The sequence below is a fragment of the Luteimonas sp. TWI596 genome (assembly GCF_039674105.1).
Lineage (GTDB): Bacteria > Pseudomonadota > Gammaproteobacteria > Xanthomonadales > Xanthomonadaceae > Luteimonas.
Genome location: NZ_JBDJMU010000010.1, coordinates 116,587 through 142,021, shown reverse-complemented (window position 1 = coordinate 142,021; position 25,435 = coordinate 116,587). Strand labels below are relative to the sequence as shown.

The window sequence follows — 25,435 nt, the reverse complement described above, 5'->3', positions numbered from 1 at the left end:
CCATGAGTCTGTACGCCCTCGGCATCAACCACCAGACCGCGCCGGTCGCCTTGCGCGAGCGTGTCGCGTTCTCCGGGGACGCGCTGCAGACGGCGCTGGCCGAACTCAAATCGCTGCCCCCGGTGCGCGAGGTCGCGCTGCTGTCGACCTGCAACCGCACCGAGCTCTACGCGGTGGCCGACGACGACGGCAGCGCGCTGGCCCACTGGCTGGGCGCCCATCCCGACCAGGACGGCGGCACTGGCGGCGGTTCGCTCGACGCCTATCTCTACCGCCATCGCGACGACGATGCGGTGCGCCACCTGTTCCGGGTCGCGACCGGGCTGGACTCACTGGTGCTCGGCGAGCCGCAGATCCTCGGCCAGGTCAAGCAGGCCTGGGCCACCGCACGCAGCGCCGGCACGCTGGGCGGCGAGCTCGACCGCGTGTTCCAGCATGCGTTCGTGACCGCCAAGCGCGCGCGCAGCGAAACCCGGATCGGCAACAGCCCGGTGTCGGTCGCCTCGCTCGCCGTGCGGCTGGCGCAGGAATCGTTCTCGCGGCCGTCCGATTCGGCGGTGTTGCTGGTCGGCGCCGGCGAGACCATCGAACTGGCGGCACGGCATCTGGCGCAGGCCAAGGTCAAACGGCTGCTGGTCGCCAACCGGACCTATGCCCACGCCCAGGAACTGGCGGCACGGCACGGCGGCATCGCGCTGCCGCTCGACGAGATCGATCGCCATCTGTTTCTGGCCGATATCGTGTTCTCGGCCACCGCAAGCCGCGAGCCGGTGCTGACCCGGCCGCAGGTCGCCGCCGCACTGGCCGCGCGCAAGCACCGCCCGATGCTGCTGATGGATCTCGCCGTGCCACGCGACATCGCACCCGATGTCGCCGATCTGCGCGACGTGTTCCTGTACACGGTCGACGACCTCGAACGCACGCTCGACGACAACCGGCGCAGCCGGCGCGAGGCCGCGAACGATGCCGAGGCGATCATCGACCTGCAGGTCAGCCGTTACGGCGAAACCCGTGCGGCGAGCGCGCGGCTGGCTCCGGTCAAGCGGCTGCGCGCGCACGGCGACGCGATCCGCAGCGATTCGCTGGCGCGCGCGCGCCAACAACTGGCAGCCGGGCAGCCCCCCGAGGCGGTGCTCGAGCTGCTTGCCCACACCCTGACCAACCGGCTGCTGCACCTGCCTACCGCCGCGCTGCGCGAAGCCGCGTTGCGCGGCGACGACGCACTGGCCGACAGCCTCGACCGGCTGCTGCCGCCTGCCCCCGCCCGGACCGATGCCGATGCTGCCGACCCTGCGCGCTAAGCTCGAGGCCCTGGCCGAGCGTCGCGACGAGGTCGAACGCCTGCTCTCCGATCCGGCCACGGTCGCCGACCAGGCCCGCTACCGTGCGCTGTCGCGCGAGTTCGCCCAGCTCGAACCGCTGTCGGTGGCGCTGGCGCAGGAACGGGCCGCCCATGCCGACCTTGCGGCTGCGCGCGCGATGCTCGACGACGCGGACCTGCGCGAACTCGCAGAAGAGGAGATCGCTGCGGCGACCGCGCGGCTCGAGGCGCTCGAGGCCGAACTGCTCGCGCTGCTGGTCCCTCGCGACGCCCGCGACGAGGGCGGCCTGTACCTGGAGATCCGCGCCGGCACCGGCGGCGACGAGGCCGCGATCTTCGCCGGCGATCTGTTCCGGATGTACCAGCGTTTCGCCGAGCGCAGCGGCTGGCGGGTCGAGGTCGAATCGGCCAGCCCCGGCGAGCACGGCGGCTTTCGCGAGATCGTTGCCAGCGTGGAGGGCGCCGGCGCCTACGCGCGGCTGAAGTTCGAGTCGGGCACCCACCGTGTGCAGCGCGTGCCCGAGACCGAATCGCAAGGGCGGATCCACACCTCGGCGGCAACCGTGGCGATCATTCCGATCGAGGACGAGGCCACCGATATCGTGCTCAACCCGGCCGACCTGAAGGTCGATACCTTCCGCTCCTCGGGCGCGGGTGGACAGCACGTCAACAAGACCGACTCGGCGATCCGCATCACCCACGTGCCCACCGGCACCGTGGTCGAGTCGCAGACCGAACGCAGCCAGCACGCCAACCGCGACAAGGCGATGAAGCGGCTGCGCGCGATGCTGGCCGAGGCCGAGGCCGAACGCCGCGCGGCCGCGACGGCGCAGATCCGCCGACTGCAGGTCGGCAGCGGAGACCGCAGCCAGCGCATCCGCACCTACAACTACCCGCAGGGCCGGATCACCGACCATCGGGTCGACGGCCTCACCCTCTACGACCTGCCCAACGTGCTCGAGGGCCAGCTCGAACCCCTCGTCGACCGCTTGTCGCAGGAACACCAGGCCGACGCGCTGGCGCAGCTGACCGCGCAGTGACAGCCCCCACCCGACGCCTCCGGCGTCGACCTCCCCCGCGCGCGGGGGAGGGGCGTAATGGGCGCCGCGCCGCAAGCCCCATGGACTGCAACCTTCCCCGCGCAGGCGGGGGGCCGCCAGGGTGTGCGCGGACCTGCATGCGTTTCGAGTCAACTCAAGCGCAGGCATCGCGACCATCCGTCACACCCGGCTGCGCGCCGGGCATGCGCATGCCGGTGGTAATCTGACTGCATGAGCGCACTGAACGAACGTATTCCGCTGTCCATCTGTGTGTTGACGGTCTCCGACACCCGCACCGCCGCCAACGACACCTCGGGCGACTACCTCGCCGACGCGCTGCGCAGCGATGGTCATCGTGTCGCCGAGCGCGCGTTGCTGCCCGACGACCGCTACGCGATGCGCGCGCTGGTCTCGCGCTGGATCGCCGATCCCGATGTCGACGGCATCCTGGTCACCGGCGGCACCGGCTTCACCGGCCGTGATTCGACGCCCGAGGCGCTGCTGCCGCTGCTCGACAAGGAAATGCCGGGCTTCGGCGAACTGTTCCGCGCGGTGTCGTTCGAGGAGATCGGCACCTCGTCGCTGCAGTCGCGCGCGTTCGCAGGCCTGGCGAACGCGACCTTCGTCTTCGCTCTGCCCGGTTCGACCTCGGCCTGCACGACGGCCTGGGAGCGGATCATCCGCCACCAGCTCGATTCGACCACCCGCCCCTGCAACCTGGCGACGATCCGCCCGCGTCTGAAGGAATGACGGCGCGCAGGCGCCGCGACTGCCGCTACGAGGCCTCGGCCAGCACCTGACGCACGAACGGCACGGTGAGCCGGCGCTGCGAGGCCAGCGAGGCCCGGTCGAGCCGGTCGAGCAGCGCGGTCAGCGCAGGCAGGTCGCGATCGACACGCCGCAGCAACCAGTCGATCGTCGCTGCATCCACCTGCAGACCGCGGCGTTCCGCACGCAGGCGCAGCAACGCGTGCCGGCCGGCGTCGTCCAGCGGGGTCAACACCACGCGGACGCTCTGGCCGAGGCGAGAACGCAGGTCGGGCAAGGTCAGCGCCAGCGCCTCGGGCGGCTGGTCGGCGGTGTAAAACACGCTGCGACCGGCATCATGCAGGCGATTGTGCAGGTCGAACAGCGCAACCTCGTCGTCGCGGTCCCCGGCGATCGCCTCCAGGCCGTCGACCGCGACCAGATCGTGGCCCTGCAACGCCTCGGCGGCGGCGCGCACGCGCCCGGCCAGGCTGCGCAGTGGCAGGTAGACGGCGCTGCGTCCCAGTTGTTCGGCCTGCGCGCACAGCGCGATCGCCAGATGGGTCTTCCCGGTCCCCGCCGGACCGGCGACGTACAGCGCGCGGCGAACGCCGGCGAGTGCGAAATCGCGCAGCTGAGGCAGCAGCGCCGGATCGTCTGCGACGAACGTGTCCAGCCGCTGGTCCGGCGGATAGCGCAGCGCCAGCGGCAGTTGCGGCGATGGCGCACTCATCGCGTCGGATCGACCGGCTCGTCGTCGCGGCCGTCGCGGCTGTCGGCGGGCAGCACGATCGTGCGGCCCGACAACGCGATCGTCGGCTTGTCGCCCGCGTACAGCTTGCTCTGGGTATAGCGTTCGTGCGCATAGCGCAACAGCACGTTGGCCACCGCTGCCATCGGCAACGCCAGCAGCATGCCCAGGAACCCGAACAACTGGCCACCGGCCAGCACCGCGAAGATGACCGCGGCCGGATGCAGGCCGATCCGGTCGCCGACCAGGCGCGGGGTCAGCACATAGCTCTCGACGAGCTGGCCGATCGTGAACACCACGCCGATCAGGATCAGCAGCGTCCAGTCGAAGCCCTGGACCTGGACGATCGCGGCGATCAACGCCATCAGGATGCCGACGGTCGCGCCCAGGTACGGAATGAAACTGATCAGGCCTGCAATCATGCCGATCAGCAGGCCCAGGCGCAGGCCCACCAGCGACATGCCGACCGCGTAGATCGCCCCCTGCCCCAGCATCACCAGGAACTGGCCGCGCAGGAAGCCGCCGAGCGAGTCGCTGGTCTCGCGCGCCAGCCGGTTGGCGGTGCCGATGTGGTCGCGCGGCACCAGCGACGCGCAGCGCTCGACCAGCAGGTCCCAGTCGCGCATGAAATAGAACGTCAGGATCGGCACCAGCACCAGGTTGATGACCACCGCCAACAGCGCGAAGCCCGAGCGCGACAGGTAGCCCAGCACCGCTGCGGCCACGCCGCCGGCCTGCTGCCAGTGCTCGCGGATCAACTCGATCAGCCGATCGGTGTCGAGCCAGGCGACCACTTCGTAGCCGGTGCGCTGTTCGATCCACGGCAGCGCGGTGCCGATGATCCAATCGCGATACGCCGGCAGGCTGTCGACCAGGGTCACGATCTGCCGCTCGATCATCGGCACCAGGATGATCAGCACCAGCGCCAGCAACAGCGTCATCAGCGCGAAGACCAGCGAGACGGACAGCGTGCGCGAGTGGCCGCGGCGTTCGAGGCGGTCGACCAGCGGGTCGCCGAGCCAGCCCAGCAATGCGGCCAGCACGAACGGGGTGAGCACCGGGCCCAGTTGCCCGATCACCCAGGCGACCACAACCAGCGCCAGCCCCCACTGCAGGCGCCGGAGGAAACGCGCGATGTCGGCGGTCGCGGGATCGTGCTCGGTCATGGCGATCCTGGCGCGGTCAGCGCAGGTGGAAGGTGGGGGTCACGCCCTCGGGGGCGCCGTCGGCCTCGACCAGCACATTCTCGTCGGCCATGCGGCGAAACCCGCTCAGACCGGTCAGCAGGTCCAGCTGGACCTCCAGCCCGCGCGGAGTCGCGCGCACCGGGCGGATCGCACGGACCACCGACATGCGCTGCAACTGCGCCGACAAGCGGATGAAATCGGCGCTGCTGTTGATGCCGGTGAACAGGATCGCCTCGGTCGAGGGCGCGCCCGCCGGGCTGGCCTTGGCATAGCGGCGGGTCAGCGCGTCGGCGGCGCCATCGGCGCCAGTGGGCAGGATCCGCCGGGCGTCGTCGCCGGTTTCGCTCCAGCGCGCCAGCACGCGGCCGCCATCAACGAAGATCCAGTCGGCCTTCCAGCCGCTGCCGTCGCGGTAGAGCTTGCCGACCAGTTGCATCGGCGGGTTGTAGCGCGCCGAGATGCGGGCGATCGCGGCAGTGTCGCCGCGCCAGATCGCGCCGACGGCGGCCTGCTCGGCGGCGCTGCCGCCGGGCAGGCCCAACCGGTAGCCGCGTTCGATCGCGCGCTGGAGCACGGGCCGGGCGACGTTGTTCTGCTGCAGCCCGACCAGCCGCGGCCCGGAGCCGTCGTCAATCGCCAGCCACAGCACCGGCTTGGGCCGCGGGTCGGGCCACACCGGCAGGCCGAGCGCGGCGGCCACGCCGTCGACGTCCTCGGGGCGGAAGCGCACCACCAGAGTCGTGGTGAAGGTCGGCGAGCCGCGCGAGGACACGCCCTCGTCCTGGCGGTAGTCGTAGCCCTCCACGTACTGTTCTGCACGCCGCAGTTCCTGCGATACGCCCGGCCGCTGGGCGACCCCGCGGTCGCCCGACAGCTTGCCCAGCACCTGGGCCAGCGCGCGCGAAAAGCCCGCGGTGCGCTCGTTCTCGTTCTGGCTGCGCACCGGGATCTCGGCCGAGTACAGGCCGGTTCCTTCGGCGCGGTCGCCTTCCACGCGCTGTGCAGCCGCCTGGCCGGCGGCCAGCAGCAAGGCGGCCAGCAGCCACGCCATCATTCCCAACGAGCGCTTCGGGCGGTGCATCCGGTTGATCCTGGGTCGGGGGGACATCGACGCGGGATGGTGCCACAAACCGTGCGAGCGGTCCGTCGCGATCCATTCCCGCGCCAGCCGCGGCGAGCGAGCCGCGGCTGCTAGAATCCCCGGTCCTTTCCGCTTCGCGACGGCCGCCGTGACCGCCCCCACTCCCCTGACCTACCGCGATGCCGGCGTCGACATCGACGCGGGCAATGCACTCGTCGAACGCATCAAGCCGCTGGTCAAGCGCAGCTTCCGACCCGAGGTCATGGGTGGCCTGGGCGGATTCGGTGCGCTGTTCGACCTGTCGGGCAAGTACCGCGAGCCGGTGCTGGTCTCGGGCACCGACGGCGTGGGCACCAAGCTCAAGCTCGCCCAGCAGTTGGGCCGCCACGACACCATCGGCATCGACCTGGTCGCGATGTGCGTCAACGACGTGCTGGTGCAGGGCGCCGAACCGCTGTTCTTTCTCGACTACTTTGCCACCGGCAAGCTCGACATCGACACCACCGCCGCGGTCATCGGCGGCATTGCTCGCGGCTGCGAGCTGTCGGGCTGCGCGCTGATCGGCGGCGAGACCGCCGAGATGCCGGACATGTACGGCATTGGCGAATACGACCTGGCCGGCTTCACGGTCGGCGCGGTCGAGAAGTCGGAGCTGCGCGACGGCGGCAAGGTCCGGGCCGGCGATGTGCTGGTCGGCATCGCGTCCAGCGGCCCGCATTCGAACGGCTATTCGCTGATCCGCCGTATCTATGAGCGTGCGGGCAGCCCGGCCGATGTCGAGGTTGGCGGGGTGAAACTGGTCGATGCGCTGATGGCGCCGACCACGCTGTACGTCAAGCCGGTGCTCGCGTTGCTGCGCGGGCCGCTCGGGCCGCAGTTGCACGCGATGGCGCACGTCACCGGCGGCGGCCTGACCGAGAACATCATCCGGGTGATTCCCGACGGCCTCGGCCTGACGATCGACGCCGCGTCCTGGCCGCTGCCGCCGGTGTTCGACTGGCTGCAGCGCGAAGGCGCGGTGGCCGACCACGAAATGTGGCGCACCTTCAACTGCGGCATCGGCTTCGTACTGGTGGTGCCGGCCGACAGCGTCGGGGCGTTCGGCACCGCGCTCGACGGGCTGGGCCTGGCGCATTGGGCGATCGGCGAGGTCGTCGCGCACGGCGACGGCGAGCGCGTGCGCATCGGCTGAGCCGGCCGCATGCGCGCCGACCTCGACCATGCACCTTACGCGCCGCCCCGGGCGCCGGTGACGGTGCCGGCGCAGATCGACGGGCAACTGCGCACGCTGTCGGTGCTGCACCACGTCCTGGGGGCACTGTCGCTGGCCGGGAGCCTGCCGTTGGTGGTGCTGCTGGTCTTCGGAATCGCCAATGAAGCGGCAGACGATTTCGCCGACCCCGCCGGGATCGGCATGATCGCGGTGGTCGGGGCCCTGGTTGTGGCCGCGCTGGCCGGTGGCGCGCTGTGCATCCGCGGCGGGCTCGACCTCGCCCGCCGCCGTCGCCACGGCCTGTGCGTGGCGGTCGCCGCGCTCGTGTGCTTGAACATCCCGCTCGGCACCGCACTCGGGGTCTATGCGCTGCTCGTGCTCTCGCGCCCCGACGTGCGCGCCGCGTTCGCTGCCACGGGAACTGCACGATGACGCTGCGCATCGCGGTGCTCGCCTCGGGCCGGGGCAGCAATCTGCAAGCGATCCTCGACGCGGTCGCCGCCGGCACGCTCGACGCGACGGTCGCCGGCGTGTGGTCGGACCGCAGCGATGCCGGCGCACTGGATCGCGCACGCGCCGCGGGCGTGCCCGCGCAGGCCATACGCCCCCGCGATCACGCCGACCGCCGCGCCCACGACGCCGCGCTGTTCTCGGCGATCGACGTCGCCGCGCCCGACCTGATCGTCTGCGCCGGCTACATGCGCCTGATCGGCGCGGCGGCCGTCGCGGGGCGCGCGGGCGGGATGATCAACATCCACCCCTCGCTGCTGCCGGCCTTCAAGGGCCTGCACACGCATCGCCAGGCACTGGCGGCCGGGGTCGACGAACACGGGGCCAGCGTGCATTTCGTGACCGCCGACCTCGACGGGGGGCCGGTGATCGCGCAGGCGCGCGTCCCGGTACACCCCGGCGACGACGAGGCCACGCTCGCCCAGCGGGTGCTGGCGCGCGAGCACCCGCTGTTGTTGGAAACGCTGCGCTGGATCGCCGCCGGGCGGGTCCGGCTGAACGCGGCCGGCGCGGTGCAGATCGACGGCCGGGATGCGGCGGCGCCGCTTCAGCTGGCAGCCAACCAGCGCTTTTCATGATGGTGGGATGCGCCCTCTCCTTGCCCTCGTTGCCGGCCTGCTGATCGCCTGGATGCCCGCCGGGCACGCGGCACCGCTGCAGCCGTTCGTCGCGACCTACGAGGCCTGGTACCAGGGCCGCCAGGCGGGCGCTGCGACCATGCGCCTGCAGCCCGACGGACCGAATTGGCGGATCGACTTAAGCATCCGCGGCAACCGCGGGTTCGCCGGCATCCTCGGGCTGAACGTCGAACAGGGCACCCGCTTCGACCTCGTCGGCGAGACCTTCCGCCCGCTGACCCAGCACACGCTGCGCAAGGCAGCGGTGCTATTCAACCGTCGCACCGAAGGCGTCTACGACTGGACACGCGGTGTGGCGACCTGGACCGGTGACATCAGCAAGCGCCGCCGTGCCCCGGTGCCGCTGCAGCCCGGCGACATGAGCGCGCTGCTGATCAACCTGGCGCTCGTCCGCGATGCCGCTCCCGGCGCTGCGCTGCAGTACCGTTTCGTCGACGGCGGCCGCGCACGCGACTATGCCTACCTCACCGCGCCCGAGCCGGAGATCGTCCAGGTCGCCGACGTCAGTTACTCGGCGTTGCGGGTTTCACGGACCAACGGCGGCAATGACGAGATGATCGTCTGGATCGCCGATGGCGTTCCCACCCCCATCCGCATCCTGCAACGCGAAGACGGCGAGGACGCGATCGACCTGCGTCTCGTTGAATACCAAGGAGCCCCCTGAATGCCTCAGACGACCCGCCGCCCCCGCCTGCTCGCCGCCTGCGGCGCCGCCCTGCTGTCGCTCGCCGCGCTGCCGGCGCTGGCGCTCGAGCCCTTCACCGCGACCTACCAGACGACCTTCATGGGTTTGCGCGCGCAGGCCGATATGAAGCTCGCCCGCGAAGGCAGCGACCGCTGGAAGTACAGCCTCAATGTCGCAGGTGCCGGCGCCCGGCTCGAGCAGAGCACGGTGTTCGAGGCCAATGGCGAGCAGTGGCGGCCGATCAGCAGCACCGATTCCCAGCGTGGCGAGTCGGGCCTGGCGGCGATGCTGGTCAAGCGCCGCGCCGTCAACGCGACCTACGACTGGAACGCCGGCGAGGCGCGCTGGCGCGGCGACGTCAAGGACGACCAGGGCGGTCCGGTGAAGCTGCAGCCCGGCGACCTGGACGGCATGCTGATGAACCTGGTGCTGGTGCGCGACGTGCAGGCCGGCCGTTCACCGCTACGCTATCGCTTGGTCGAGGACGGCCGCAGCAAGCGTCAGGTGTTCGAGCGCCAGGGGACCGAGGCGGTCACCGTCGGCGGCCGGACGCTGCAAGCGACCAAGGTGGTGCGCACCGACGGGCGACGCGAGATCGTGGCCTGGATCGTCGACGACCTGCCGGTCCCGGCCCGGCTGCTGCAGCGCCGCGACGGCAGCGACCATATCGACATGCGCCTGCAATCGGTGAACTGAGCGCCGCTGACGACAGAACGAACAAGGCCCCGCATTGCGGGGCCTTCTCTATTGGCGTGATGACGGCCGATCGCCCGGGCCAAAACCGGGGTCAGCGTGCGATTTCGCCTCGCAAAATCGCACGCTGCCCGCTGGCTACGGCGCGGCGGGCGTGGTCCGGCACTCGACACGGATCGACTCGCCCGAGCCGCGCCGTCGGTAATCGACGCAACTGCGTGCACCGTCGGTCGTGCGCACGGCGACGATCGTGAAGAAGCCCTGCAACACCTCGCTGCGGGTCAGTTCGCCATCCTCGTTCCAGTCCATGTCCTTGAACTCGATGCCGCTCAGGGCTGCCGCGCCGGTGTAGCGCATCCAGCCCAGCGCCAGCAACACCACGGCGAGCGTCGCAAACAGCGCCACCCGCCGGCTCGACATGCGACCGCGGAACGCCATCGTCAGCGCACCCGCCGGATGTTCGCGCCGAGGCCGCCGAGTTTGCGCTCGATGTGCTCGTAGCCGCGGTCGAGGTGGTAGATGCGGTCGATCGTGGTGTCGCCCTCGGCGACCAGGCCGGCGAGGATCAGCGACGCCGAAGCGCGTAGATCGGTCGCCATCACCGGCGCACCGCTCAGGCGCTCGACCCCGGTGACCGAAGCCCGCGGCCCGTCGATGTCGATCTCTGCGCCCAGGCGCATCAGTTCATTGACGTGCATGAAGCGGTTTTCGAAGATCGTCTCGTCGATCGTGCCGCGGCCCTCGGCGATGCAGTTGAGCGCCATGAACTGGGCCTGCATGTCGGTCGGGAACCCGGGATGCGGCGCGGTGACGATGTCGACCGCGCGCGGGCGGCGGCCGTGCATGTCGAGCGTGATGCGATCTCCGTCGATGGTCACCTCGGCGCCGGCCTGGCGCAGCTTGTCGAGCACCGCGCCGAGCGTATCGGGACGCGCGGACGTGGCGGTCACCCGCCCACCGGTCATCGCCGCGGCGACCAGGAAGGTGCCGGTCTCGATGCGGTCGGCGACGACCGCGTGCTGCGCCCCGTGCAGCGTCTCCACGCCGCGGACCTCGATCCGCGAGGTGCCGGCGCCGCGGATGTCGGCGCCCATCGCGACCAAGCACTGCGCCAGATCGACGATCTCCGGTTCGCGCGCGGCGTTGTCGATCACCGTGTCGCCATCGGCCAGCGTGGCGGCCATCAGCACATTCTCGGTCGCGCCGACGCTGATCGTCTCGAACGCCACGTGCCCGCCGCGCAGGCGCTGCGCCCGGGCGCGGATGAAGCCGTGCTCGACGGTGATCGTCGCCCCCAGCGCCTCGAGCGCCTTGATGTGCAGATCCACCGGCCGGGCGCCGATCGCGCAGCCGCCGGGCAGCGCCACCTCGGCCGCGCCAAAGCGCGCGAGCAGCGGGCCCAGCACCAGGACCGAGGCCCGCATCGTGCGGACCAGTTCGTACGGCGCGACATGGCTGTGCACGCCGCGCGGATCGACGATCACCCGCGCGCCGTCGACGTCGTGCTCGACGCCGGCGCCGAGGCCGGCCAGCAGCTTGGCGGTGGTCAGCACGTCGTGCAGATGCGGGACATTGCCGATCTCGACCGGCGCGTCGGCCAGCAGCGTCGCGCACAGGATCGGCAGCACCGCGTTCTTGGCGCCGGAGATGCGGACCTCGCCCTGCAGCGTGGCGCCGCCGGAGACGATGATGCTGTCCATCAGCCCTGCCCCGTCTGCCGCGCGTGCTCGTCGGGGGTCAGCGTGCGCAGCGCGAGCGCATGGATCTCGCCGCCCATGCGCGTGCCGAGCGTGGCATACACCATGCGATGGCGAGCCAGCGGCAGCTTGCCGGCGAACGCGGGCGAGACGACCAGCGCTTCGAAATGGACGCCGTCGGCGCCCTCGACGTGCACATGGGCGTCGGGCATGCCCTGCTGGATGAGTGCGGTGATGGTGCGGGTATCCAAGTCTTCGATCCTGTGGGCGCCGCAGGACGGGGCCGGGCGCCGCCTCGCGTGAAGCGGGGATGAGCCGTCTTCGACGCCGCCGACGGTCGCGGGGCATTCACGCCGGGAAGCGCATAAAATGAATGGCTTAGCCTAACGGAAAAGACCCTTGCCGGATACGTTCGACGACGCGGCCCAGGCCGTCTCCGCCCGCCCCGCCACGCCCACGGCGGCGTTCGCCGACAGCGGTCGCCAAGTGTTCGAGGTCGAGGTCCAGGGCCTGCACGCGGTGGCCGCCCGCCTCGACGGCGCCTTCGCCGCAGCCTGCGCGCGCATCCTCGAGTGCCGCGGGCGGGTGGTGTGCACCGGCATGGGCAAGTCCGGCCATGTCGCCCGCAAGATCGCCGCGACCCTGGCCTCGACCGGCACCCCGGCGTTCTACGTGCATCCGGGCGAGGCCGGGCACGGGGACCTGGGCATGATCACCGACGCCGACGTGGTGTTGGCGCTGTCGTACTCGGGCGAATCGGACGAGATCCTGATGCTGCTGCCGGTGCTCAAGCGCCAGGGCAACGGCCTGATCGCGATGACCGGCCGCCCGGCATCGACGTTGGCCACGGCCGCCGACATCCATCTCGACATCAGCGTGCCGGCCGAGGCCTGCCCACTGGCGCTGGCGCCGACCAGCAGCACGACCGCCTCGCTGGTCATGGGCGATGCGCTGGCGGTGGCGCTGCTGGACGCGCGCGGCTTCACCGCCGACGACTTCGCTCGCTCCCACCCGGCCGGCGCGCTCGGCCGGCGCCTGCTGCTGCACATCCGCGACGTCATGCACGGCGGCGACGAGGTGCCCGCCGTGCGCGCGGACGCTTCGCTGGCCGATGCGCTGATGGAGATGAGCCGCAAGCGGCTGGGCATGACCGTCGTCGTGGACGAGGCCCAGCGGCTGATCGGCCTGTACACCGACGGCGACCTGCGGCGCACGCTCACCGACCCGGGCATCGATGTGCGCGATGCCCGTATCGCCGACGTCATGACCCGCGACCCGATCGCGATCGACGCCGACGCGCTGGCGGTGGAAGCCGCGCGGCTGATGGAGACGCGCAAGATCACGATGCTGCCGGTGCTCGACGCCGGGCGCCGGGTCGTGGGCGCGCTCAATATTCAGGACCTGTTGCGCGCCCGCGTGGTGTAACCCCACTCTCCATTCATGGACAGAACGATACCGATGCCCGCCTCCCTGTTCGACCACGTGCCGCCCGATGTGCTCGCGCGCGCGGCGCGCGTGCGCCTGGCGTGCTTCGACGTCGACGGCACGCTGACCGACGGCGGGCTCGGCTTCGACAGTGACGGACGGGAGATCAAGACCTTCCACGTCCACGACGGCCAGGGCCTGGTGCTGCTGCGCAAGGCCGGCATCACGGTGGCAATGGTCACTGCGCGTCCCGGCGGCATCGTCGAGCGCCGCGCCGCCGACCTGGGCGTGCAGGCGCACGTGCATGTCGCCGACAAGCGGGCCCGGGTCATTGCGCTGTGCGCCGAGCTCGGCCTGGATGACGACCAGGTCGCGTTCATGGGCGACGACCTGGCCGACGTCGGCGCGATGCGCGAAGCGGGCCTGGCGGTGGCACCCGCCGACGCGAACGCCTGCGCCGTCTCGGCGGCGCACTGGTGCACGCGTGCGCCCGGCGGACGCGGTGCAGGCCGCGAGCTGTGCGACCTGATCCTGCATGCGCAGGGTCGCCTGGCGACGATCCACGCCGACGGGCGGGTCTCGTGAACTGGCGCCTGGGACTCACCCTGTTGCTGCTCACCGGCGCGCTGATATCGGGCTGGTCGGCCTGGCGCCAGAAGGACCGGTTGACCATCGACGGCCCCGCGGACACCCGCACCGACTATCTGCTGCGCGATTTCGACCTCGTCGCGCTCGACAGCGACGGCCGCGAAGCGTTCGCGGTGCAGGCGCCGCAACTGCAGCAGACTCCGGGCGCGCGCACGCTGGAACTGGTCACTCCGGTGTTCAACATTCCTGCCGAGTCCGGCGGCCACTGGCAGGTGCGCTCCAAGACCGGCTGGGTGTCCGACGACAACGAACTGGTGCGTCTGCGCGGCGAGGTCACCGCGACCAGCCCCGACGGCGCGCCGCGCCCCACGACGATGCGCACCGAGGCGCTCGATGTGTTCCCGCAACGCAACCAGGCGGCCTCCGACGCGCTCGTGGACGTGGTCCAGCCCGGCTCTACAATGCAAGGCACGGGCATGCGCGCCGATCTTACGTCGGGGCGGATCGAACTCCTTTCCCAGGTCAAATTCCGCAATGAACCCAACTCCCGCCGCTAGCCTGCTCCTCGTCCTGGCACTCGTGCCCGGCACCGTCCTGGCCAAGGCAGCCGACCGCAACCAGACGCTGTCGGTCGACGCCGGCGGCAGCGACTGCTCGGTCAGCAACGAGCAGCTGCCCTGCCTGTTCACCAACGGCGTGACGATCAGCCAGGGCACGCTCGAGATCCAGGCCAGCCGCGCCGATGTGCGCCGCCGTGGGGGCGAGTTCCAGCGCGTGATCCTGACAGGCGGGCCGGTCAAGATGAAGCAGCAGATGGACGATGGCGGCTGGGTCGACGCCACCGCCGCCCAGGCCGACTACAACATGCCCAACGACACGGTGGTGCTGACCGGCAATGCGGTCGTCAACCAGCCCGGCCGCGGCCGCATGGAAGGCGAGCGCATCGTCTACAACATGTCCACCGGTCAGGTGCAGGGGGGCGGCGACGGCCAGGGCCGCGTGCGCATGCAGTTCGAGCCACGCAACCGCCAGCCGGCGCAGCCGCCCGCCACGCCCGCCGCACAGCCTGCGTCCCGGTCGACGCCGGAAGGCGGCCGCTGATGCTCGTCGCCGAGGGGTTGCGCAAGCGCTACAAGCAGCGCGAGGTCGTCAAGGAGTTCGGGCTGACGCTCGAAGCGGGCGAGGTCGTCGGCCTGCTCGGCCCCAACGGCGCCGGCAAGACCACGTGTTTCTACATGATCGTCGGCCTGGTGCCGGCCGATGCCGGCCGCATCGTGCTCGACGGCCACGACATCACCGCCGAGCCGATGTACACCCGGGCCAAGCGCGGCGTCGGCTACCTGCCGCAGGAACCCTCGGTGTTCCGCAAGCTCAGCGTGGCCGACAACATCATGCTGGTGCTCGAACTGCGCGAAGACCTCGACAAGCCGGGCCGCGACAAGGCGCTGGCCGATCTGATGGACGAGTTGCAGATCAGCCACGTCGCCGACCAGACCGGCGCCAGCCTGTCGGGCGGCGAGCGCCGCCGGGTGGAGATCGCACGCGCGCTCGCTGCCAATCCCCGGATGATCCTGCTCGACGAGCCGTTCGCCGGCGTCGATCCGATCTCCGTCGGCGAGATCCAGCGCATCGTCACCCATCTCAAGGAACGCGGTATCGGCGTGCTGATCACCGACCACAATGTCCGCGAGACCTTGGGAATCTGCGACCGCGCGTATATCCTCAGCGATGGCGGCGTGCTCGCGCAGGGAGCGCCCGAGGCGCTGTTGGCCGATCCGGACGTGCGCCGCGTTTACCTTGGAGATTCCTTCCGTCTGTAACGTGCTCGCGTATCCGGCCATGGAGATCCGGGGACGATGAAGCCACGGTTGCAGACATCGCAGGGGCAGCACCTGGTTCTGACGCCGCAGTTGCGTCAGGCGCTGCATCTGCTGCAGCTCTCGGCGGTGGAACTGGAGACCGAGATCGCGGCGGCGGTGGAGAGCAACCCGTTGCTCGACTGGGATGACGCGCCGACCCCGGACAGCTCTGCCGGCGAGCACGGCGGCTCAGCCGCCAGCGACGACACGCCCGACACGCAGAATTCGACGCACGACGAGACTGCAGCATCCGACTGGGACAGCGACGATGGCTGGCGGGCGTCCGGCGGGCAGCGGGGCGACGCTGACAGCGACAGCGATGGCGATCCCGCCGATCGCATCGTCCAGTCCGAAGACCTGCGCGACCACCTGTCCTGGCAGTGGCACCTGAGCCCGGTCTCGCCGCGGGACCGCAACATCGGCATCGCCCTGATCGATGCGATCGACGACGATGGCTACCTGCGCGAAACACTCGCGGGCATCGCCGAGGCACTGCTGCCCGAGACCCGCGCCACCGAGGCGGAGATCGCTGCGGTGCTGTGCCGGATCCAGCGCTTCGATCCGCCCGGCGTTGGCGCGCGCGACCTGGGCGAGTGCTTGCGGCTGCAGCTCGAGGCGCTGCCCGCCGACACGCCCGGACGCACCCTCGCGCTGCAGGCGGCGACCACGCATATCGAGCGACTGCCCAGACTCGGCCCGCAGGGCCTGGCCGACGCGCTGGGCCACACGCTCGAGCAGGCACAGACCGCCTTGCAGCTGCTGCGCAGCCTCGACCCGCGGCCCGGCGCGCGGATCGGCGGCGTGCCGCACGACAACTACGTCACCCCCGACTGCGTGATCAGCCGCCACAGCGGCGTCTGGCGCGTGACGCTGGCTGGCCGTCAGCATTCGCGACTGACGATCCACCGCGGCTACGAGCGCATGATCGAGCACGCCTGCAGCAGCGACGCGGGCTATCTGCGCGGGCGCCTGCAGGAGGCGCGCTGGTTGCTGCGCAATCTCCAGGCGCGTGGCGACACCCTGCTCAAGGTCGTGCGCTGTCTGGTGCGCCAGCAGTCGGGGTTCCTGGAGTTCGGCGAACGCGCGTTGCGGCCGCTGACCTTGCGCGAGGTCGCCGATGAGATCGGCCTGCACGAGTCGACCGTCTCGCGCGCAGTCGCGCGCAAATACGTGCACACCCCGCGCGGCACCCTGCCGCTGAAGGCGTTCTTTGCATCGGGCATCGGCACCGAAGGCGGCGGCGAAGCCTCGAGCACCGCGATCCAGCAGATGATCCGTGGCCTGATCGACGCCGAAGATCCGCGCAAGCCGTTGTCGGATGCGCGTCTGGCCGACTCGCTCAAGGCCGCCGGGGTGCCGGTCGCACGCCGCACCGTGGCCAAGTATCGCGAGGCGATGCAGATCGCCTCGTCCCACGAGCGTGTTCGCATCGCCTGAACTTCCCGCCCCGCACGATGGTCTCTAAGGGTGCGACCGGTGGCCGCTTGTCAGCCACGCCGGCCGCGCTACTCTGAACCCGGACCGCCGCGACATGCGCCGACGGTCCGTTTCCTACCTTGAAGGAGGTTGCCGATGCACGTCGAGACCCATGGCCATCAGATCGAAGTGACGCCCGCGCTGCGCGAGTACGTGGAGACCAAGCTGCAGAAGCTCTCCCGGCATTTCGACGGCCCGCTCGAGGTCCGCGTCCAGCTCAGCCTGGAAAAGCCCGATCACAAGGCCGAGGCGACGCTGACGATCGCCGGCAAGACCCAGCACGTCGATGCCAGCGCGGTCGACATGTACGCCGCGATCGACCTGCTGACCGACAAGCTCGACCGGATCGTCGTCAAGCATCGCAAGAAGATCGTCGACCACCATCGCGGCGAGAATCCCGCACGCGACGGCACGTTCGGCTGATCGCAGCCCTGGCCGGCCGCTGCGATGCGGCCGGCCAGCACCGCGGACCCACGACGCCGCCCTGTACCGCCCTCTCCCAGGCCGCAAGCGAACTGCCCGCCGCGGCGCGGACCGCGCGCGGCGGCGGCCCGGCGTCGAATCGGGCTAGACTGCTGGCCCCACGCCCGTCCTCGAGCCCGCTCGGCATGCCTCTTTCCGATCTGCTCTCGGCCGACCGCATCGTGATGCTGGTTGCGCCCGGTTCCCGCGACGCTGTGCTCGATTCGGCTGCGCGTCTGCTGTCCGGCAATTCGCCGACCATGACTCCGCTGCTCGGCCGCGCGCTGCGTGAACGCGAGCAGTTGGGCAGCACTGGCATCGGACGCGGCGTCGCCATTCCTCATGCACGCAGCGGCGCATTCCACGAGCCGCGCGCGGCGTTCCTGCGGCTATCGTCGCCGGTCGACTTCGGCGCCGCGGACGGTGAGTCGGTCGACCTGGTGTTCGCGATGTGCGTGCCCGAGCATCTGGTCGAGCAGCACCTGCAGTTTCTCTCGGGCCTGGTCGAGCGCTTCTCCGATGGCACCTTCCGCGACGCGCTGCGCGGTGCCCGCGACCGCCATGCGCTGCAGGCGCTGCTGCTCGACGACGTCGGGCAATCCACCGCAGCCGACGCATGAACGCGACCATCGAAGCGCAGGAGCTGTTCGCCCAGTTGCACGATCGGCTGGGGCTGCGCTGGCTGGCCGGCCAGCATGGCGCGCAGCGCTCGCTCGAGGCGGTGGAGACGATCGCCCGCCGCCCGTCGCTCGCCGGCTACCTCAACATCATCTATCCCAACAAGGTGCAGATCCTGGGCACCGAGGAACTGGCCTGGCTCGACGGGCTGGATTCGCGGCTGCGCTGGGAGACCATCGAGCGCATCGTCCAGTACCGGCCGCTGGCGCTGGTCATCAGCAAGGACCAGCCCTGTCCCGAAGACCTGCGCGAGGCGGCCGAAGAATCGCAGACGCCGCTGTGGAGCTCGCCCAACCGTGGCCACGAATTGCTGAACCTGCTGCAGTACCACCTGGCGCGCGTGCTCGCGCCCAGGATCACGCTGCACGGCGTCTTCATGGAGATCTACTCGATCGGCGTGCTGATCACCGGCGAATCGGGCTCGGGCAAGAGCGAACTGGCGCTCGAGCTGATCACCCGCGGACACCGCCTGGTCGCCGACGACGCGCCCGAGTTCACCCAGATCGCACCCGACGTGCTCGACGGCACCTGCCCCGAGCTGCTGCAGGACCTGCTGGAACTGCGCGGCCTGGGCGTGCTCAACATCCGCGAGATGTTCGGCGACACCGCGGTCAAGCGGAACAAGTATCTGCGGCTGATCGTGCATCTGAGCCGGCCCAATGCCGACCCCTTGGCCGGCGACGGCGACGGCATGGTGCGCTTGACTGGCGATCTGGGCATCCGCCGCGTGCTCGACCTGGACGTGCCCCTGATCACGCTGCCGGTCATGCCGGGCCGTAACCTGGCGGTGCTCGCCGAAGCCGCGACCCGCACGCATGTACTGCGCACCAAGGGCCTGGACCCGGCAGCGGCGTTCCTGGCCCGGCATTCGCAGTTTCTCGAGCGAGGCGCGCCATGACCGACGCCCCGCTGCTGTATGTGGTCAGCGGCCTGTCGGGGGCCGGCAAGTCGGTCGCGCTGCGCACGCTCGAGGACCTGGACTTCTACTGCGTCGACAACCTGCCGGCCGGCATGCTGGCCGAGTTCGTCGGCAACGTGACCCGCGCCGACGAGCCGCCGCGTCGGCTCGCGGTCGGCATCGACGTGCGCAACCGGCACACCGACCTGTCGCGGATCCCGACCTGGCTGGCCGAGGTCGGCCGCATGGGCCTGGACCCGCGCCTGGTGTTCTTCGAGACCGGCGACGAGATCCTGCTGCGCCGCTATGCCGACACCCGCCGCCGCCATCCGCTCAGCCGCGTCGGCGTGTCGCTGGCCGACGCGATCGCGCTCGAGCGCACCTTGCTGCGCCCGCTGCGCGCGCTGGCCGATACGGTGATCGACACCAGCGACCTCAATGTCCACCAGTTGCGCCGGCGCGTGGTCACCGAGCTGCAACTCGCCGACGACGACGCGCTGTCGTTGCTGTTCGAATCCTTCGCCTACCGGCGCGGCGTGCCGCCCGATGCCGATTTCGTGTTCGACGCGCGCGCGCTGCCCAACCCGCATTGGGATCCGCGCCTGCGGCCGCTGTCGGGACGCGATGTGGATGTGCGGACCTGGTTCGAGGCCCATGCCGAGGTCGGCGAGTTCGCGACCCAGGTCACGCAGTTCCTCGACACCTGGCTGCCGCGCATGCGCAGTGCCACGCGCAGCTATGTCACCGTCGCGTTCGGGTGCAGCGGCGGCCGGCACCGTTCGGTCTACCTGGCCGAGGCGCTCGCGCGCCATGCCCGCGAGACCGGTTGGCCGGACGTGGCGACCTGGCACCGCGAGCTCGACTGAGCGCTGTCGCCCGACCCAGCGCATGCGGCGCAAGCGGCCGCGCGGCGGGCGCGGACGCTGCATCACGGCCGCGACGCTTCCGGGCGGTCCCCTCGCTCTGGTAACGTCCACGCATGGCCGTCGGCGTACTCCTCTTGACCCACGAAGGCATCGGCACGGCGATGCATGCCGTGGCCGTGCGCCTGTTGACGCAACTGCCGCTGCGCACCGCGGTGTTCGAGGTGCCCTTCGACGAAGCGCTCGAGGTGTCGCTGCCCAAGGCCAGCGCGGCGATGCGCACGGTGGACGATGGCGACGGCGTGCTGATCCTCACCGACCTCTACGGCGCCAGCCCCAGCAACGTCGCCGCGCAGCTCGCGCGGCTCGGCACCCCGGCGCGGCGCATTTCCGCGCTCAGCCTGCCGATGCTGCTGCGGGTGATGAATTATCCTGAGCAGGCGCTCGACACCTTGCCGGCCACCGCCGCGGCGGGCGCCCGCAACGGCGTCGTGCTCGACGACGCCTGACGCGCCCCCCATCTCCCGCTTCCAGGACAGGCCCCACCCCCGATGATCGAACGTGAACTGCTCGTCGCCAACAAGCTCGGCCTGCATGCGCGCGCCACCGCCAAGCTGGTGCAGGTGCTGTCGGGCTTCCGCTGCAATGCGACGCTGCTCGCCAAGGGCCGCGAGGTCAACGCCAAGAGCATCATGGGGGTGATGCTGCTGGCCGCCGGTCACGGCACCCGGGTCGTGCTGCGGCTCGATGGCGATGACGAGGCCGCCGCCATGGACGCAGCCGCCGCGCTGTTCGAACGCCGGTTCGACGAGGAAGGATGATGGATACCCCGCTGGCCGCGCGCGCGACCTGCCGTCCGGTAGCGGGCGAGCGCGCCTGATGCGACAGTCGCTGCACGGGCACGGCGCCTCGCGCGGGAACGCGCTGGGACGTGCGCGCGTCCGCGAGCCGCATGCGCTCGAGGTCGCCGAAGAGCGGATCGGCCCCGAGCAGGCGCCGGACGAGCTGGCGCGGCTGCATGCCGCGATCGCCCAGGTGCGTGGTGAGATCCGCATCATGCGCGACCAGTTGCACGGCGCGCTGGCCCACGAAGTCGGCGAGTTCCTCGATCTGCACACGCTGCTGCTCGACGATCCCGAGCTGTTGCAGGGCCTGGACGAGCTCGTCGGCACCGGGCTCTATGGCGCCGACTACGCCCTGCGGTTGCAGCGCGACCGCCTGGCCGCGGTGTTCGAGGGCATGGACGATGCCTACTTCCGCAGCCGCATCGAGGACATCGATCACGTCATCGGACGGGTCCACGCCGCATTGCATGCGCACGAGGCCGAGCTGCAGGGCGTGGCCGGCGAGATCCTGGTCACCGATGCCATCGCGCCATCGGAGGTCGGCCGGCTGCAGGCCCAGGGCGTGCTGGCCATCGTCACCTCGACCGGCAGTACGCTGTCGCATTCGGCGATCCTCGCCCGCAGCCTGCAGTTGCCGCTCATCGTCAACGCGCCGCAGGCGCTGGCCCAGATCAACGATGGCGCGGTGCTGGTCGTCGATGGCGCCACCGGCGAGATCGTCGTCGAGCCCAATGCCGAGGACCTGCGCGCCTATCGCGCGCGGGTGCGCGAAGAGAAGCGCGAGCGCAAGCAGTTGCGCCGACTGCGTCGCGAGCCGAGCAAGACGCTCGACGGCGTCGACATGAAGCTGTGGGCCAATGCCGAATCGCGCGAAGACGTCGCCGAGGCGCATGCGCTCGGCGTGGCCGGCGTCGGCCTCTACCGTACCGAATTCCTGTTCCTGCAGAGCCGCGAGATCCCCGACGAGCACGCGCAGTTCCGTGCCTACCGCGATCTGGTGCTGGGCATGACCGGCCGCACGGTCACGATCCGCACCCTCGACATCGGCGCCGACAAGGCCGACGACACCGGCCTGGCCCTGCGTCACGAGCCCAATCCCGCACTGGGGCTGCGCGGGGTCCGGCTGTCGATGGCGCGCAACGGATTGCTGGAGACCCAATTGCGGGCGATCGCACGCGCCTCGGGCTACGGCCCGGTGCGCGTGCTGGTGCCGATGGTCAGCGGCCGCGAGGAGATCGTCGCAGTGCGCCGGTTGCTCGACCGCGTCCAGCGCGACCTGCGCGCCGAGGGGCACGAGACCGCCGAGCGGATCGCGATGGGGGCGATGATCGAGGTGCCGTCGGCGGCGATCGCGCTGCCCACGTTCGTGCGCGAGCTCGACTTCCTGTCGATCGGCACCAACGACCTGGTGCAGTACCTGCTGGCCGCCGACCGCAACAACGATGCGCTCGGCGACCTGTACTCACCGTTGCACCCGGCGGTGATCCGGTTGCTGCACGGCATCGTGCGCGTGGCGCGTGCGCGCGGCATCTCGGCCTCGGTCTGCGGGGAGATCGCCGGCGACGCGCGCTTCACCCCGCTGCTGCTGGCGTTAGGCATCGAGGAACTGAGCCTGCACCCCGCCCCACTGCTGGAAGTGCGCCGCGCGATCCGCGGAATCGACCTGGGCACCCTGCGATCGCGGACGCCGGCGTTGCTGCGCGCACGCGACCGTGCGTCGATCGAACGCTGGCTCGATGCCGCGCAGCCCGAGCGCACAGCCGGCTGAGCCGGTGCCCCACCCCAACGCGCGCGAACCGTCGCGCTTGACCGGGGTGTGCAGATGGGCAGGCAGCGCGGATAATGCGCCGATGCACATCTGACCCAGTCGCGCCGCGTGCGTCGCGACGCGCAACGGAGCCGTTCATGGCCGAAGCCGTCCGCCACGACAAGACCGCGCGCCAGCTGCGTCTGCTCTCCGATGCCCTCGACAGCGGGCGGCTGGGGCCGGTGCGGCGCATGGTCAACACGCTGGCGCCGGCCGAGATCGGCAACCTGCTCGAATCCCTGCCCCACGACAAGCGCATCGTGGTCTGGGGGCTGGTCGATGCCGACGACGATGGCGAGGTGCTGGTCCACGTCGGCGACGAGGTCCGCGAGAGCCTGATCGCGGACATGGACCCCGACGAACTGGTCGCCGCAGTCGAAGATCTCGATATCGACGACCTCGCCGACCTGGTCGAGGACCTGCCCGATGCGGTCATCGACACGCTGCTGCGGTCGATGGACCGGGAGAACCGCGAGCGCCTGGAGCAGGTGCTCTCCTATCCCGAGGACACCGCCGGCCGATTGATGAACCCCGACGTGGTGACGGTGCGCGCCGACACCACGGTCGATGTCGTGCTGCGCTTCCTGCGCCTGCGCGGCGAACTGCCCGACCACACCGACCACCTGTACGTGGTCAACCGCCGGCACCAGTTGATCGGCTGGGTCGCGCTGCAGGATCTGGTGACCCGCGACCCCGGCACCCCGATCAATCGGCTGATCGACGACGAGCTCGACTCGATCCATGTCGACGAATCGGCCGACCAGGTCGCGCGCCAGTTCTCCGACAACGACTGGGTGTCCGCGCCGGTGGTCGACGACGGTAACGTGCTGCTGGGCCGGATCACCGTCGACGACGTGGTCGACATCATCCGCGAGCAGGCCGAACACCAGGCCCTGGGCGCGGCGGGTCTGGACGAGGACGAGGATCTGTTCTCGCCGATCCGGCGCGCGGTGCGCGGCCGCGTGGTGTGGCTGGGCATCAATCTGCTGACCGCGTTCATGGCCGCCTTCGTGATCGGTCGCTTCGAGGCGACGATCGAAAAAGTCGTGGCGCTGGCGGTGCTGATGCCGATCGTCGCCGGCATCGGCGGCAATGCCGCGGTGCAGGTGCTCACGTTGATGGTGCGCGGCCTGGCGCTGGGCCAGGTGGGCGCCAGCAACGCCCGCATCCTGATGTGGAAGGAACTGCGCGTGGCGCTGATCAACGGCATGTTGATCGGCACCCTGGTCGCCCTGGTCGCGCTGGTCTGGTTCCACGACTGGGTGCTGTCGCTGGTGATCTTCACCGCGCTGGTGATCAACTTCTGCTCGGCCGCGACCGCTGGCGTGCTGCTGCCGTTGCTGCTCAAGCGCATGCGCGTCGATCCCGCAGTCGCCGGCACGGTGGTCGTCACCGCGGTGACCGACATCATGGGCTTCTTCAGCTTTCTGGGCCTGGCCACTGCGATCATGCTGCGCTGAGGGCCTCATCGATGCCGCCGACCTCGCAACCGGGAAAGATCGCCAGTTGGGACGACGGCCGCGGCTACGGCTTCGTCGAGCCGCTCGATCCTGCCGACGGGCCGCGCGCGTTCTTCCACATCCGCGACTACGACCAGGGCGGCCGCCGGCCGGACGTCGGCGAGATCGTGCGCTACACGCCCGAACGCCAGCCCGATGGCCGCTGGCGCGCCCATCGGGTGGTTCGTGTGTCACTGACCGCCGCCCGCGATCGGCGGCGGCGCCAGGCGCCGCCAGCGGCTCGGTTGCACGCACGAGGGCACGGCGGCGCGCTGGCGATGACGCTGGCGATCGCGTTGTGGGCCGCGGCGTTGGCCTGGGGCATCGCCATCGGCCGCCTGCCCGCAGCGCTGGTCCCGGCGCTGGCAGTCCTCAACCTGGTGACGTTCGGGATGTACGCGCTCGACAAGCGCGCCGCGCAGGCCGGGCGCCGTCGCACACCCGAGGCCCAGTTGCACCTGTTCGAACTGCTCGGCGGCTGGCCGGCCGCCTGGCTCGCGCAACGCCTGCTGCGGCACAAGAGTGCCAAGCGCGCCTACCGCCATGTCTTCGTGACGATGATCGCGCTGCATGCGATCGCCCTCGCCCTCGTCCTCCGGCCCGCCCCCTGAGCGCGCCCCCGTCCTGGAGCCTCCCATGTCCCTGCCCCCCGATTCCACGTCCCGCCGCCGCGTGCTGCGCGGTCTCGCACTCGCCGGCGCCGGTGGCGCGGCCTGGCTCGCCGGTTGCCGCTCGTTGTCGTCCACACCGGCATCGGGCCACTTCGTGCGCCGCGCGGTCGAGGTCGGCGGACGCCGCCATGCCTACCAGGTCTTCGTGCCGGCGGCGGCCGTGCCCCGGCCACTGCCGGTGGTGTTGTTCCTGCACGGCTCGGGTGAGCGCGGCAGCGACGGCGACAAGCAGACCCACGCCGGCCTGGGGCCCCACGTGCGCGCGCACGCGGCCGATTTCCCGGCCCTGGTGGTGTTTCCGCAATCGCCCGAGGGCACATCGTGGGAAGGCGACGTGGCGACGATGGCGCTGGCCGCGCTCGATGCCGCCACGGTCGAGTTCGACGGCGACCGGCGCCGCACCTCGCTGACCGGCATGTCCCGCGGCGGCTACGGCACCTGGTCGCTGGCCCTGCGAGCGCCCGAGCGCTTCGCGGCCCTGGTGCCGGTCTGCGGCGGTATCACCCCGCCCGGCACCCGCCCCGATCTCAACAGCCTGCAGGTCGAATCGACCCGCGAGGCGCCCGACCCGTTCGATGCCGCCGCGCAACGGCTGCGCGATATCCCCAGTTGGCTGTTCCATGGCGCCCGCGACGACGTCGTGCCCCCGGAGCAGTCGCGCCGGATGTACGCAGCGCTGCAGCGCGTCGGCGCCGACGTGCGTTACACCGAATTCCCCGACGCCAATCACAACAGCTGGGACGCGGCGTACGCCACACAAGCAATGTGGGACTGGTTGTTCGCGCAGCGGCGCTGAGCGAC

Annotated in this window: 30 protein-coding genes; 24 read left to right on the top strand and 6 right to left on the bottom strand. The window is 70.7% G+C overall.

The genetic code is table 11. The features are described from left to right. The first annotated feature begins 2 nt into the window (after positions 1–2). The 3 genes from hemA to moaB all read left to right on the top strand — a co-directional run bounded on the left by hemA (position 3) and on the right by moaB (position 3,111). Positions 3–1,301 carry a glutamyl-tRNA reductase gene (hemA, locus tag ABE487_RS09925; protein ID WP_346445211.1) on the top strand — a complete coding sequence of 433 codons (1,299 nt, stop codon included), beginning with the start codon at positions 3–5 and terminating at the stop codon, positions 1,299–1,301. Continuing rightward, on the top strand, positions 1,279–2,361 hold the full coding sequence (gene prfA / locus ABE487_RS09920) for a peptide chain release factor 1 (RefSeq protein WP_346445210.1): 1,083 nt from the start codon (positions 1,279–1,281) through the stop codon (positions 2,359–2,361). The genes hemA and prfA overlap by 23 nt, the downstream gene beginning before the upstream one ends. A 231-nt stretch (positions 2,362–2,592) precedes the next feature. Then, positions 2,593–3,111: a molybdenum cofactor biosynthesis protein B gene (gene moaB, locus ABE487_RS09915; protein ID WP_346451217.1), complete on the top strand. Its 519-nt coding sequence runs from the start codon at positions 2,593–2,595 to the stop codon at positions 3,109–3,111. 25 nt (positions 3,112–3,136) lie between these two features. Here moaB and hda read toward each other — a convergent pair whose 3' ends face one another. From hda to ABE487_RS09900, 3 genes are read right to left on the bottom strand one after another with little or no spacing between them, the layout of a single operon-like run. After that, complete coding sequence (hda, locus tag ABE487_RS09910; RefSeq protein WP_346445208.1) at positions 3,137–3,841, bottom strand: DnaA regulatory inactivator Hda; 705 nt, start codon at positions 3,839–3,841, stop codon at positions 3,137–3,139. Then, on the bottom strand, positions 3,838–5,025 hold the full coding sequence (locus ABE487_RS09905) for an AI-2E family transporter (protein ID WP_346451216.1): 1,188 nt from the start codon (positions 5,023–5,025) through the stop codon (positions 3,838–3,840). Before ABE487_RS09905 ends, hda begins: the two co-directional genes overlap by 4 nt. Positions 5,026–5,041: 16 nt before the next feature. Continuing rightward, positions 5,042–6,127, bottom strand: coding sequence for a DUF2066 domain-containing protein (locus tag ABE487_RS09900; RefSeq protein ID WP_346445206.1), 1,086 nt, complete (start codon positions 6,125–6,127; stop codon positions 5,042–5,044). A gap of 148 nt (positions 6,128–6,275) precedes the next feature. Here ABE487_RS09900 and purM point away from each other — a divergent pair, with 148 nt between their 5' ends. From purM to ABE487_RS09875, 5 genes are read left to right on the top strand one after another with little or no spacing between them, the layout of a single operon-like run. Then, on the top strand, positions 6,276–7,319 hold the full coding sequence (gene purM, locus ABE487_RS09895) for a phosphoribosylformylglycinamidine cyclo-ligase (protein ID WP_346451214.1): 1,044 nt from the start codon (positions 6,276–6,278) through the stop codon (positions 7,317–7,319). A 9-nt stretch (positions 7,320–7,328) separates the two neighbouring features. Then, positions 7,329–7,772, top strand: coding sequence for a hypothetical protein (locus ABE487_RS09890; RefSeq protein ID WP_346451213.1), 444 nt, complete (start codon positions 7,329–7,331; stop codon positions 7,770–7,772). Beyond that, the gene (gene purN / locus ABE487_RS09885) at positions 7,769–8,428 is read left to right on the top strand and encodes a phosphoribosylglycinamide formyltransferase (protein WP_346446840.1); all 660 of its coding nucleotides are present in this window, start codon (positions 7,769–7,771) and stop codon (positions 8,426–8,428) included. Before ABE487_RS09890 ends, purN begins: the two co-directional genes overlap by 4 nt. 7 nt (positions 8,429–8,435) lie before the next feature. After that, a complete protein-coding gene (locus tag ABE487_RS09880; protein ID WP_346451212.1) occupies positions 8,436–9,152 on the top strand; it encodes a DUF3108 domain-containing protein in 717 nt (238 codons plus the stop codon). After that, on the top strand, positions 9,153–9,869 hold the full coding sequence (locus ABE487_RS09875) for a DUF3108 domain-containing protein (RefSeq protein WP_346445201.1): 717 nt from the start codon (positions 9,153–9,155) through the stop codon (positions 9,867–9,869). A 135-nt stretch (positions 9,870–10,004) separates the two neighbouring features. Here ABE487_RS09875 and ABE487_RS09870 read toward each other — a convergent pair whose 3' ends face one another. From ABE487_RS09870 to ABE487_RS09860, 3 genes are read right to left on the bottom strand one after another with little or no spacing between them, the layout of a single operon-like run. Beyond that, positions 10,005–10,304, bottom strand: coding sequence for a hypothetical protein (locus tag ABE487_RS09870; RefSeq protein ID WP_346445200.1), 300 nt, complete (start codon positions 10,302–10,304; stop codon positions 10,005–10,007). A 2-nt stretch (positions 10,305–10,306) separates the two neighbouring features. Beyond that, positions 10,307–11,566 carry a UDP-N-acetylglucosamine 1-carboxyvinyltransferase gene (gene murA, locus ABE487_RS09865; RefSeq protein WP_346445199.1) on the bottom strand — a complete coding sequence of 420 codons (1,260 nt, stop codon included), beginning with the start codon at positions 11,564–11,566 and terminating at the stop codon, positions 10,307–10,309. After that, positions 11,566–11,814 (bottom strand): BolA/IbaG family iron-sulfur metabolism protein, encoded by a 249-nt coding sequence (locus tag ABE487_RS09860; RefSeq protein ID WP_241945522.1) that lies wholly within the window; start codon positions 11,812–11,814, stop codon positions 11,566–11,568. The genes murA and ABE487_RS09860 overlap by 1 nt, the downstream gene beginning before the upstream one ends. A gap of 235 nt (positions 11,815–12,049) precedes the next feature. Between ABE487_RS09860 and ABE487_RS09855 the strand changes: the two genes are divergently transcribed. The 16 genes from ABE487_RS09855 (at position 12,050) to ABE487_RS09780 (ending at position 25,430) form a co-directional block, all read left to right on the top strand. Beyond that, on the top strand, positions 12,050–12,988 hold the full coding sequence (locus ABE487_RS09855) for a KpsF/GutQ family sugar-phosphate isomerase (RefSeq protein ID WP_346445222.1): 939 nt from the start codon (positions 12,050–12,052) through the stop codon (positions 12,986–12,988). A 33-nt stretch (positions 12,989–13,021) separates the two neighbouring features. Next, positions 13,022–13,573, top strand: coding sequence for an HAD hydrolase family protein (locus tag ABE487_RS09850; RefSeq protein ID WP_346445198.1), 552 nt, complete (start codon positions 13,022–13,024; stop codon positions 13,571–13,573). Beyond that, positions 13,570–14,133 carry an LPS export ABC transporter periplasmic protein LptC gene (gene lptC / locus ABE487_RS09845; RefSeq protein WP_346445197.1) on the top strand — a complete coding sequence of 188 codons (564 nt, stop codon included), beginning with the start codon at positions 13,570–13,572 and terminating at the stop codon, positions 14,131–14,133. Before ABE487_RS09850 ends, lptC begins: the two co-directional genes overlap by 4 nt. Further along, positions 14,111–14,677: a lipopolysaccharide transport periplasmic protein LptA gene (gene lptA, locus ABE487_RS09840; protein WP_346445196.1), complete on the top strand. Its 567-nt coding sequence runs from the start codon at positions 14,111–14,113 to the stop codon at positions 14,675–14,677. The genes lptC and lptA overlap by 23 nt, the downstream gene beginning before the upstream one ends. Continuing rightward, complete coding sequence (gene lptB, locus ABE487_RS09835) at positions 14,677–15,396, top strand: LPS export ABC transporter ATP-binding protein (RefSeq protein WP_346445195.1); 720 nt, start codon at positions 14,677–14,679, stop codon at positions 15,394–15,396. Before lptA ends, lptB begins: the two co-directional genes overlap by 1 nt. A 36-nt stretch (positions 15,397–15,432) precedes the next feature. After that, the gene (locus ABE487_RS09830; RefSeq protein WP_346445194.1) at positions 15,433–16,872 is read left to right on the top strand and encodes an RNA polymerase factor sigma-54; all 1,440 of its coding nucleotides are present in this window, start codon (positions 15,433–15,435) and stop codon (positions 16,870–16,872) included. Positions 16,873–17,007: 135 nt separating this feature from the next. Continuing rightward, positions 17,008–17,334 (top strand): ribosome-associated translation inhibitor RaiA, encoded by a 327-nt coding sequence (gene raiA, locus ABE487_RS09825; RefSeq protein WP_183427396.1) that lies wholly within the window; start codon positions 17,008–17,010, stop codon positions 17,332–17,334. Positions 17,335–17,519: 185 nt separating this feature from the next. Further along, on the top strand, positions 17,520–17,993 hold the full coding sequence (locus tag ABE487_RS09820; protein WP_346445193.1) for a PTS sugar transporter subunit IIA: 474 nt from the start codon (positions 17,520–17,522) through the stop codon (positions 17,991–17,993). Continuing rightward, the gene (gene hprK, locus ABE487_RS09815; protein ID WP_337244292.1) at positions 17,990–18,949 is read left to right on the top strand and encodes an HPr(Ser) kinase/phosphatase; all 960 of its coding nucleotides are present in this window, start codon (positions 17,990–17,992) and stop codon (positions 18,947–18,949) included. The genes ABE487_RS09820 and hprK overlap by 4 nt, the downstream gene beginning before the upstream one ends. Continuing rightward, entirely contained in the window at positions 18,946–19,815 is an 870-nt protein-coding gene (gene rapZ, locus ABE487_RS09810) for an RNase adapter RapZ (RefSeq protein WP_346445192.1), read from the top strand. The genes hprK and rapZ overlap by 4 nt, the downstream gene beginning before the upstream one ends. A gap of 113 nt (positions 19,816–19,928) precedes the next feature. Further along, positions 19,929–20,321 carry a PTS fructose IIA subunit family protein gene (locus ABE487_RS09805; RefSeq protein ID WP_337244290.1) on the top strand — a complete coding sequence of 131 codons (393 nt, stop codon included), beginning with the start codon at positions 19,929–19,931 and terminating at the stop codon, positions 20,319–20,321. A gap of 42 nt (positions 20,322–20,363) precedes the next feature. Next, the gene (locus tag ABE487_RS09800; protein ID WP_241945511.1) at positions 20,364–20,633 is read left to right on the top strand and encodes an HPr family phosphocarrier protein; all 270 of its coding nucleotides are present in this window, start codon (positions 20,364–20,366) and stop codon (positions 20,631–20,633) included. Between the two features lie 58 nt (positions 20,634–20,691). Continuing rightward, positions 20,692–22,425 carry a phosphoenolpyruvate--protein phosphotransferase gene (ptsP, locus tag ABE487_RS09795; protein WP_346451211.1) on the top strand — a complete coding sequence of 578 codons (1,734 nt, stop codon included), beginning with the start codon at positions 20,692–20,694 and terminating at the stop codon, positions 22,423–22,425. 137 nt (positions 22,426–22,562) lie between these two features. After that, on the top strand, positions 22,563–23,924 hold the full coding sequence (mgtE, locus tag ABE487_RS09790) for a magnesium transporter (protein WP_337244287.1): 1,362 nt from the start codon (positions 22,563–22,565) through the stop codon (positions 23,922–23,924). Between the two features lie 11 nt (positions 23,925–23,935). Next, positions 23,936–24,574, top strand: coding sequence for a DUF1294 domain-containing protein (locus tag ABE487_RS09785; protein WP_346451210.1), 639 nt, complete (start codon positions 23,936–23,938; stop codon positions 24,572–24,574). A gap of 25 nt (positions 24,575–24,599) precedes the next feature. Continuing rightward, complete coding sequence (locus tag ABE487_RS09780) at positions 24,600–25,430, top strand: prolyl oligopeptidase family serine peptidase (RefSeq protein ID WP_346451208.1); 831 nt, start codon at positions 24,600–24,602, stop codon at positions 25,428–25,430. Positions 25,431–25,435: the final 5 nt, after the last annotated feature.

What these genes read in the sequence shown, in the direction of transcription:
- hemA (WP_346445211.1), top strand. Translation starts at nt 3, where the DNA reads ATGAGTCTGTACGCCCTCGGCATCAACCACCAGACCGCGCCGGTCGCC.
- prfA (WP_346445210.1), top strand. Translation starts at nt 1,279, where the DNA reads ATGCTGCCGACCCTGCGCGCTAAGCTCGAGGCCCTGGCCGAGCGTCGC.
- moaB (WP_346451217.1), top strand. Translation starts at nt 2,593, where the DNA reads ATGAGCGCACTGAACGAACGTATTCCGCTGTCCATCTGTGTGTTGACG.
- hda (WP_346445208.1), bottom strand. Translation starts at nt 3,841, where the DNA reads ATGAGTGCGCCATCGCCGCAACTGCCGCTGGCGCTGCGCTATCCGCCG.
- ABE487_RS09905 (WP_346451216.1), bottom strand. Translation starts at nt 5,025, where the DNA reads ATGACCGAGCACGATCCCGCGACCGCCGACATCGCGCGTTTCCTCCGG.
- ABE487_RS09900 (WP_346445206.1), bottom strand. Translation starts at nt 6,127, where the DNA reads ATGCACCGCCCGAAGCGCTCGTTGGGAATGATGGCGTGGCTGCTGGCC.
- ABE487_RS09890 (WP_346451213.1), top strand. Translation starts at nt 7,329, where the DNA reads ATGCGCGCCGACCTCGACCATGCACCTTACGCGCCGCCCCGGGCGCCG.
- purN (WP_346446840.1), top strand. Translation starts at nt 7,769, where the DNA reads ATGACGCTGCGCATCGCGGTGCTCGCCTCGGGCCGGGGCAGCAATCTG.
- ABE487_RS09880 (WP_346451212.1), top strand. Translation starts at nt 8,436, where the DNA reads ATGCGCCCTCTCCTTGCCCTCGTTGCCGGCCTGCTGATCGCCTGGATG.
- ABE487_RS09875 (WP_346445201.1), top strand. Translation starts at nt 9,153, where the DNA reads ATGCCTCAGACGACCCGCCGCCCCCGCCTGCTCGCCGCCTGCGGCGCC.
- ABE487_RS09870 (WP_346445200.1), bottom strand. Translation starts at nt 10,304, where the DNA reads ATGGCGTTCCGCGGTCGCATGTCGAGCCGGCGGGTGGCGCTGTTTGCG.
- murA (WP_346445199.1), bottom strand. Translation starts at nt 11,566, where the DNA reads ATGGACAGCATCATCGTCTCCGGCGGCGCCACGCTGCAGGGCGAGGTC.
- ABE487_RS09850 (WP_346445198.1), top strand. Translation starts at nt 13,022, where the DNA reads ATGCCCGCCTCCCTGTTCGACCACGTGCCGCCCGATGTGCTCGCGCGC.
- lptA (WP_346445196.1), top strand. Translation starts at nt 14,111, where the DNA reads ATGAACCCAACTCCCGCCGCTAGCCTGCTCCTCGTCCTGGCACTCGTG.
- lptB (WP_346445195.1), top strand. Translation starts at nt 14,677, where the DNA reads ATGCTCGTCGCCGAGGGGTTGCGCAAGCGCTACAAGCAGCGCGAGGTC.
- ABE487_RS09830 (WP_346445194.1), top strand. Translation starts at nt 15,433, where the DNA reads ATGAAGCCACGGTTGCAGACATCGCAGGGGCAGCACCTGGTTCTGACG.
- raiA (WP_183427396.1), top strand. Translation starts at nt 17,008, where the DNA reads ATGCACGTCGAGACCCATGGCCATCAGATCGAAGTGACGCCCGCGCTG.
- ABE487_RS09820 (WP_346445193.1), top strand. Translation starts at nt 17,520, where the DNA reads ATGCCTCTTTCCGATCTGCTCTCGGCCGACCGCATCGTGATGCTGGTT.
- hprK (WP_337244292.1), top strand. Translation starts at nt 17,990, where the DNA reads ATGAACGCGACCATCGAAGCGCAGGAGCTGTTCGCCCAGTTGCACGAT.
- rapZ (WP_346445192.1), top strand. Translation starts at nt 18,946, where the DNA reads ATGACCGACGCCCCGCTGCTGTATGTGGTCAGCGGCCTGTCGGGGGCC.
- ABE487_RS09805 (WP_337244290.1), top strand. Translation starts at nt 19,929, where the DNA reads ATGGCCGTCGGCGTACTCCTCTTGACCCACGAAGGCATCGGCACGGCG.
- ABE487_RS09800 (WP_241945511.1), top strand. Translation starts at nt 20,364, where the DNA reads ATGATCGAACGTGAACTGCTCGTCGCCAACAAGCTCGGCCTGCATGCG.
- ptsP (WP_346451211.1), top strand. Translation starts at nt 20,692, where the DNA reads ATGCGACAGTCGCTGCACGGGCACGGCGCCTCGCGCGGGAACGCGCTG.
- mgtE (WP_337244287.1), top strand. Translation starts at nt 22,563, where the DNA reads ATGGCCGAAGCCGTCCGCCACGACAAGACCGCGCGCCAGCTGCGTCTG.
- ABE487_RS09785 (WP_346451210.1), top strand. Translation starts at nt 23,936, where the DNA reads ATGCCGCCGACCTCGCAACCGGGAAAGATCGCCAGTTGGGACGACGGC.
- ABE487_RS09780 (WP_346451208.1), top strand. Translation starts at nt 24,600, where the DNA reads ATGTCCCTGCCCCCCGATTCCACGTCCCGCCGCCGCGTGCTGCGCGGT.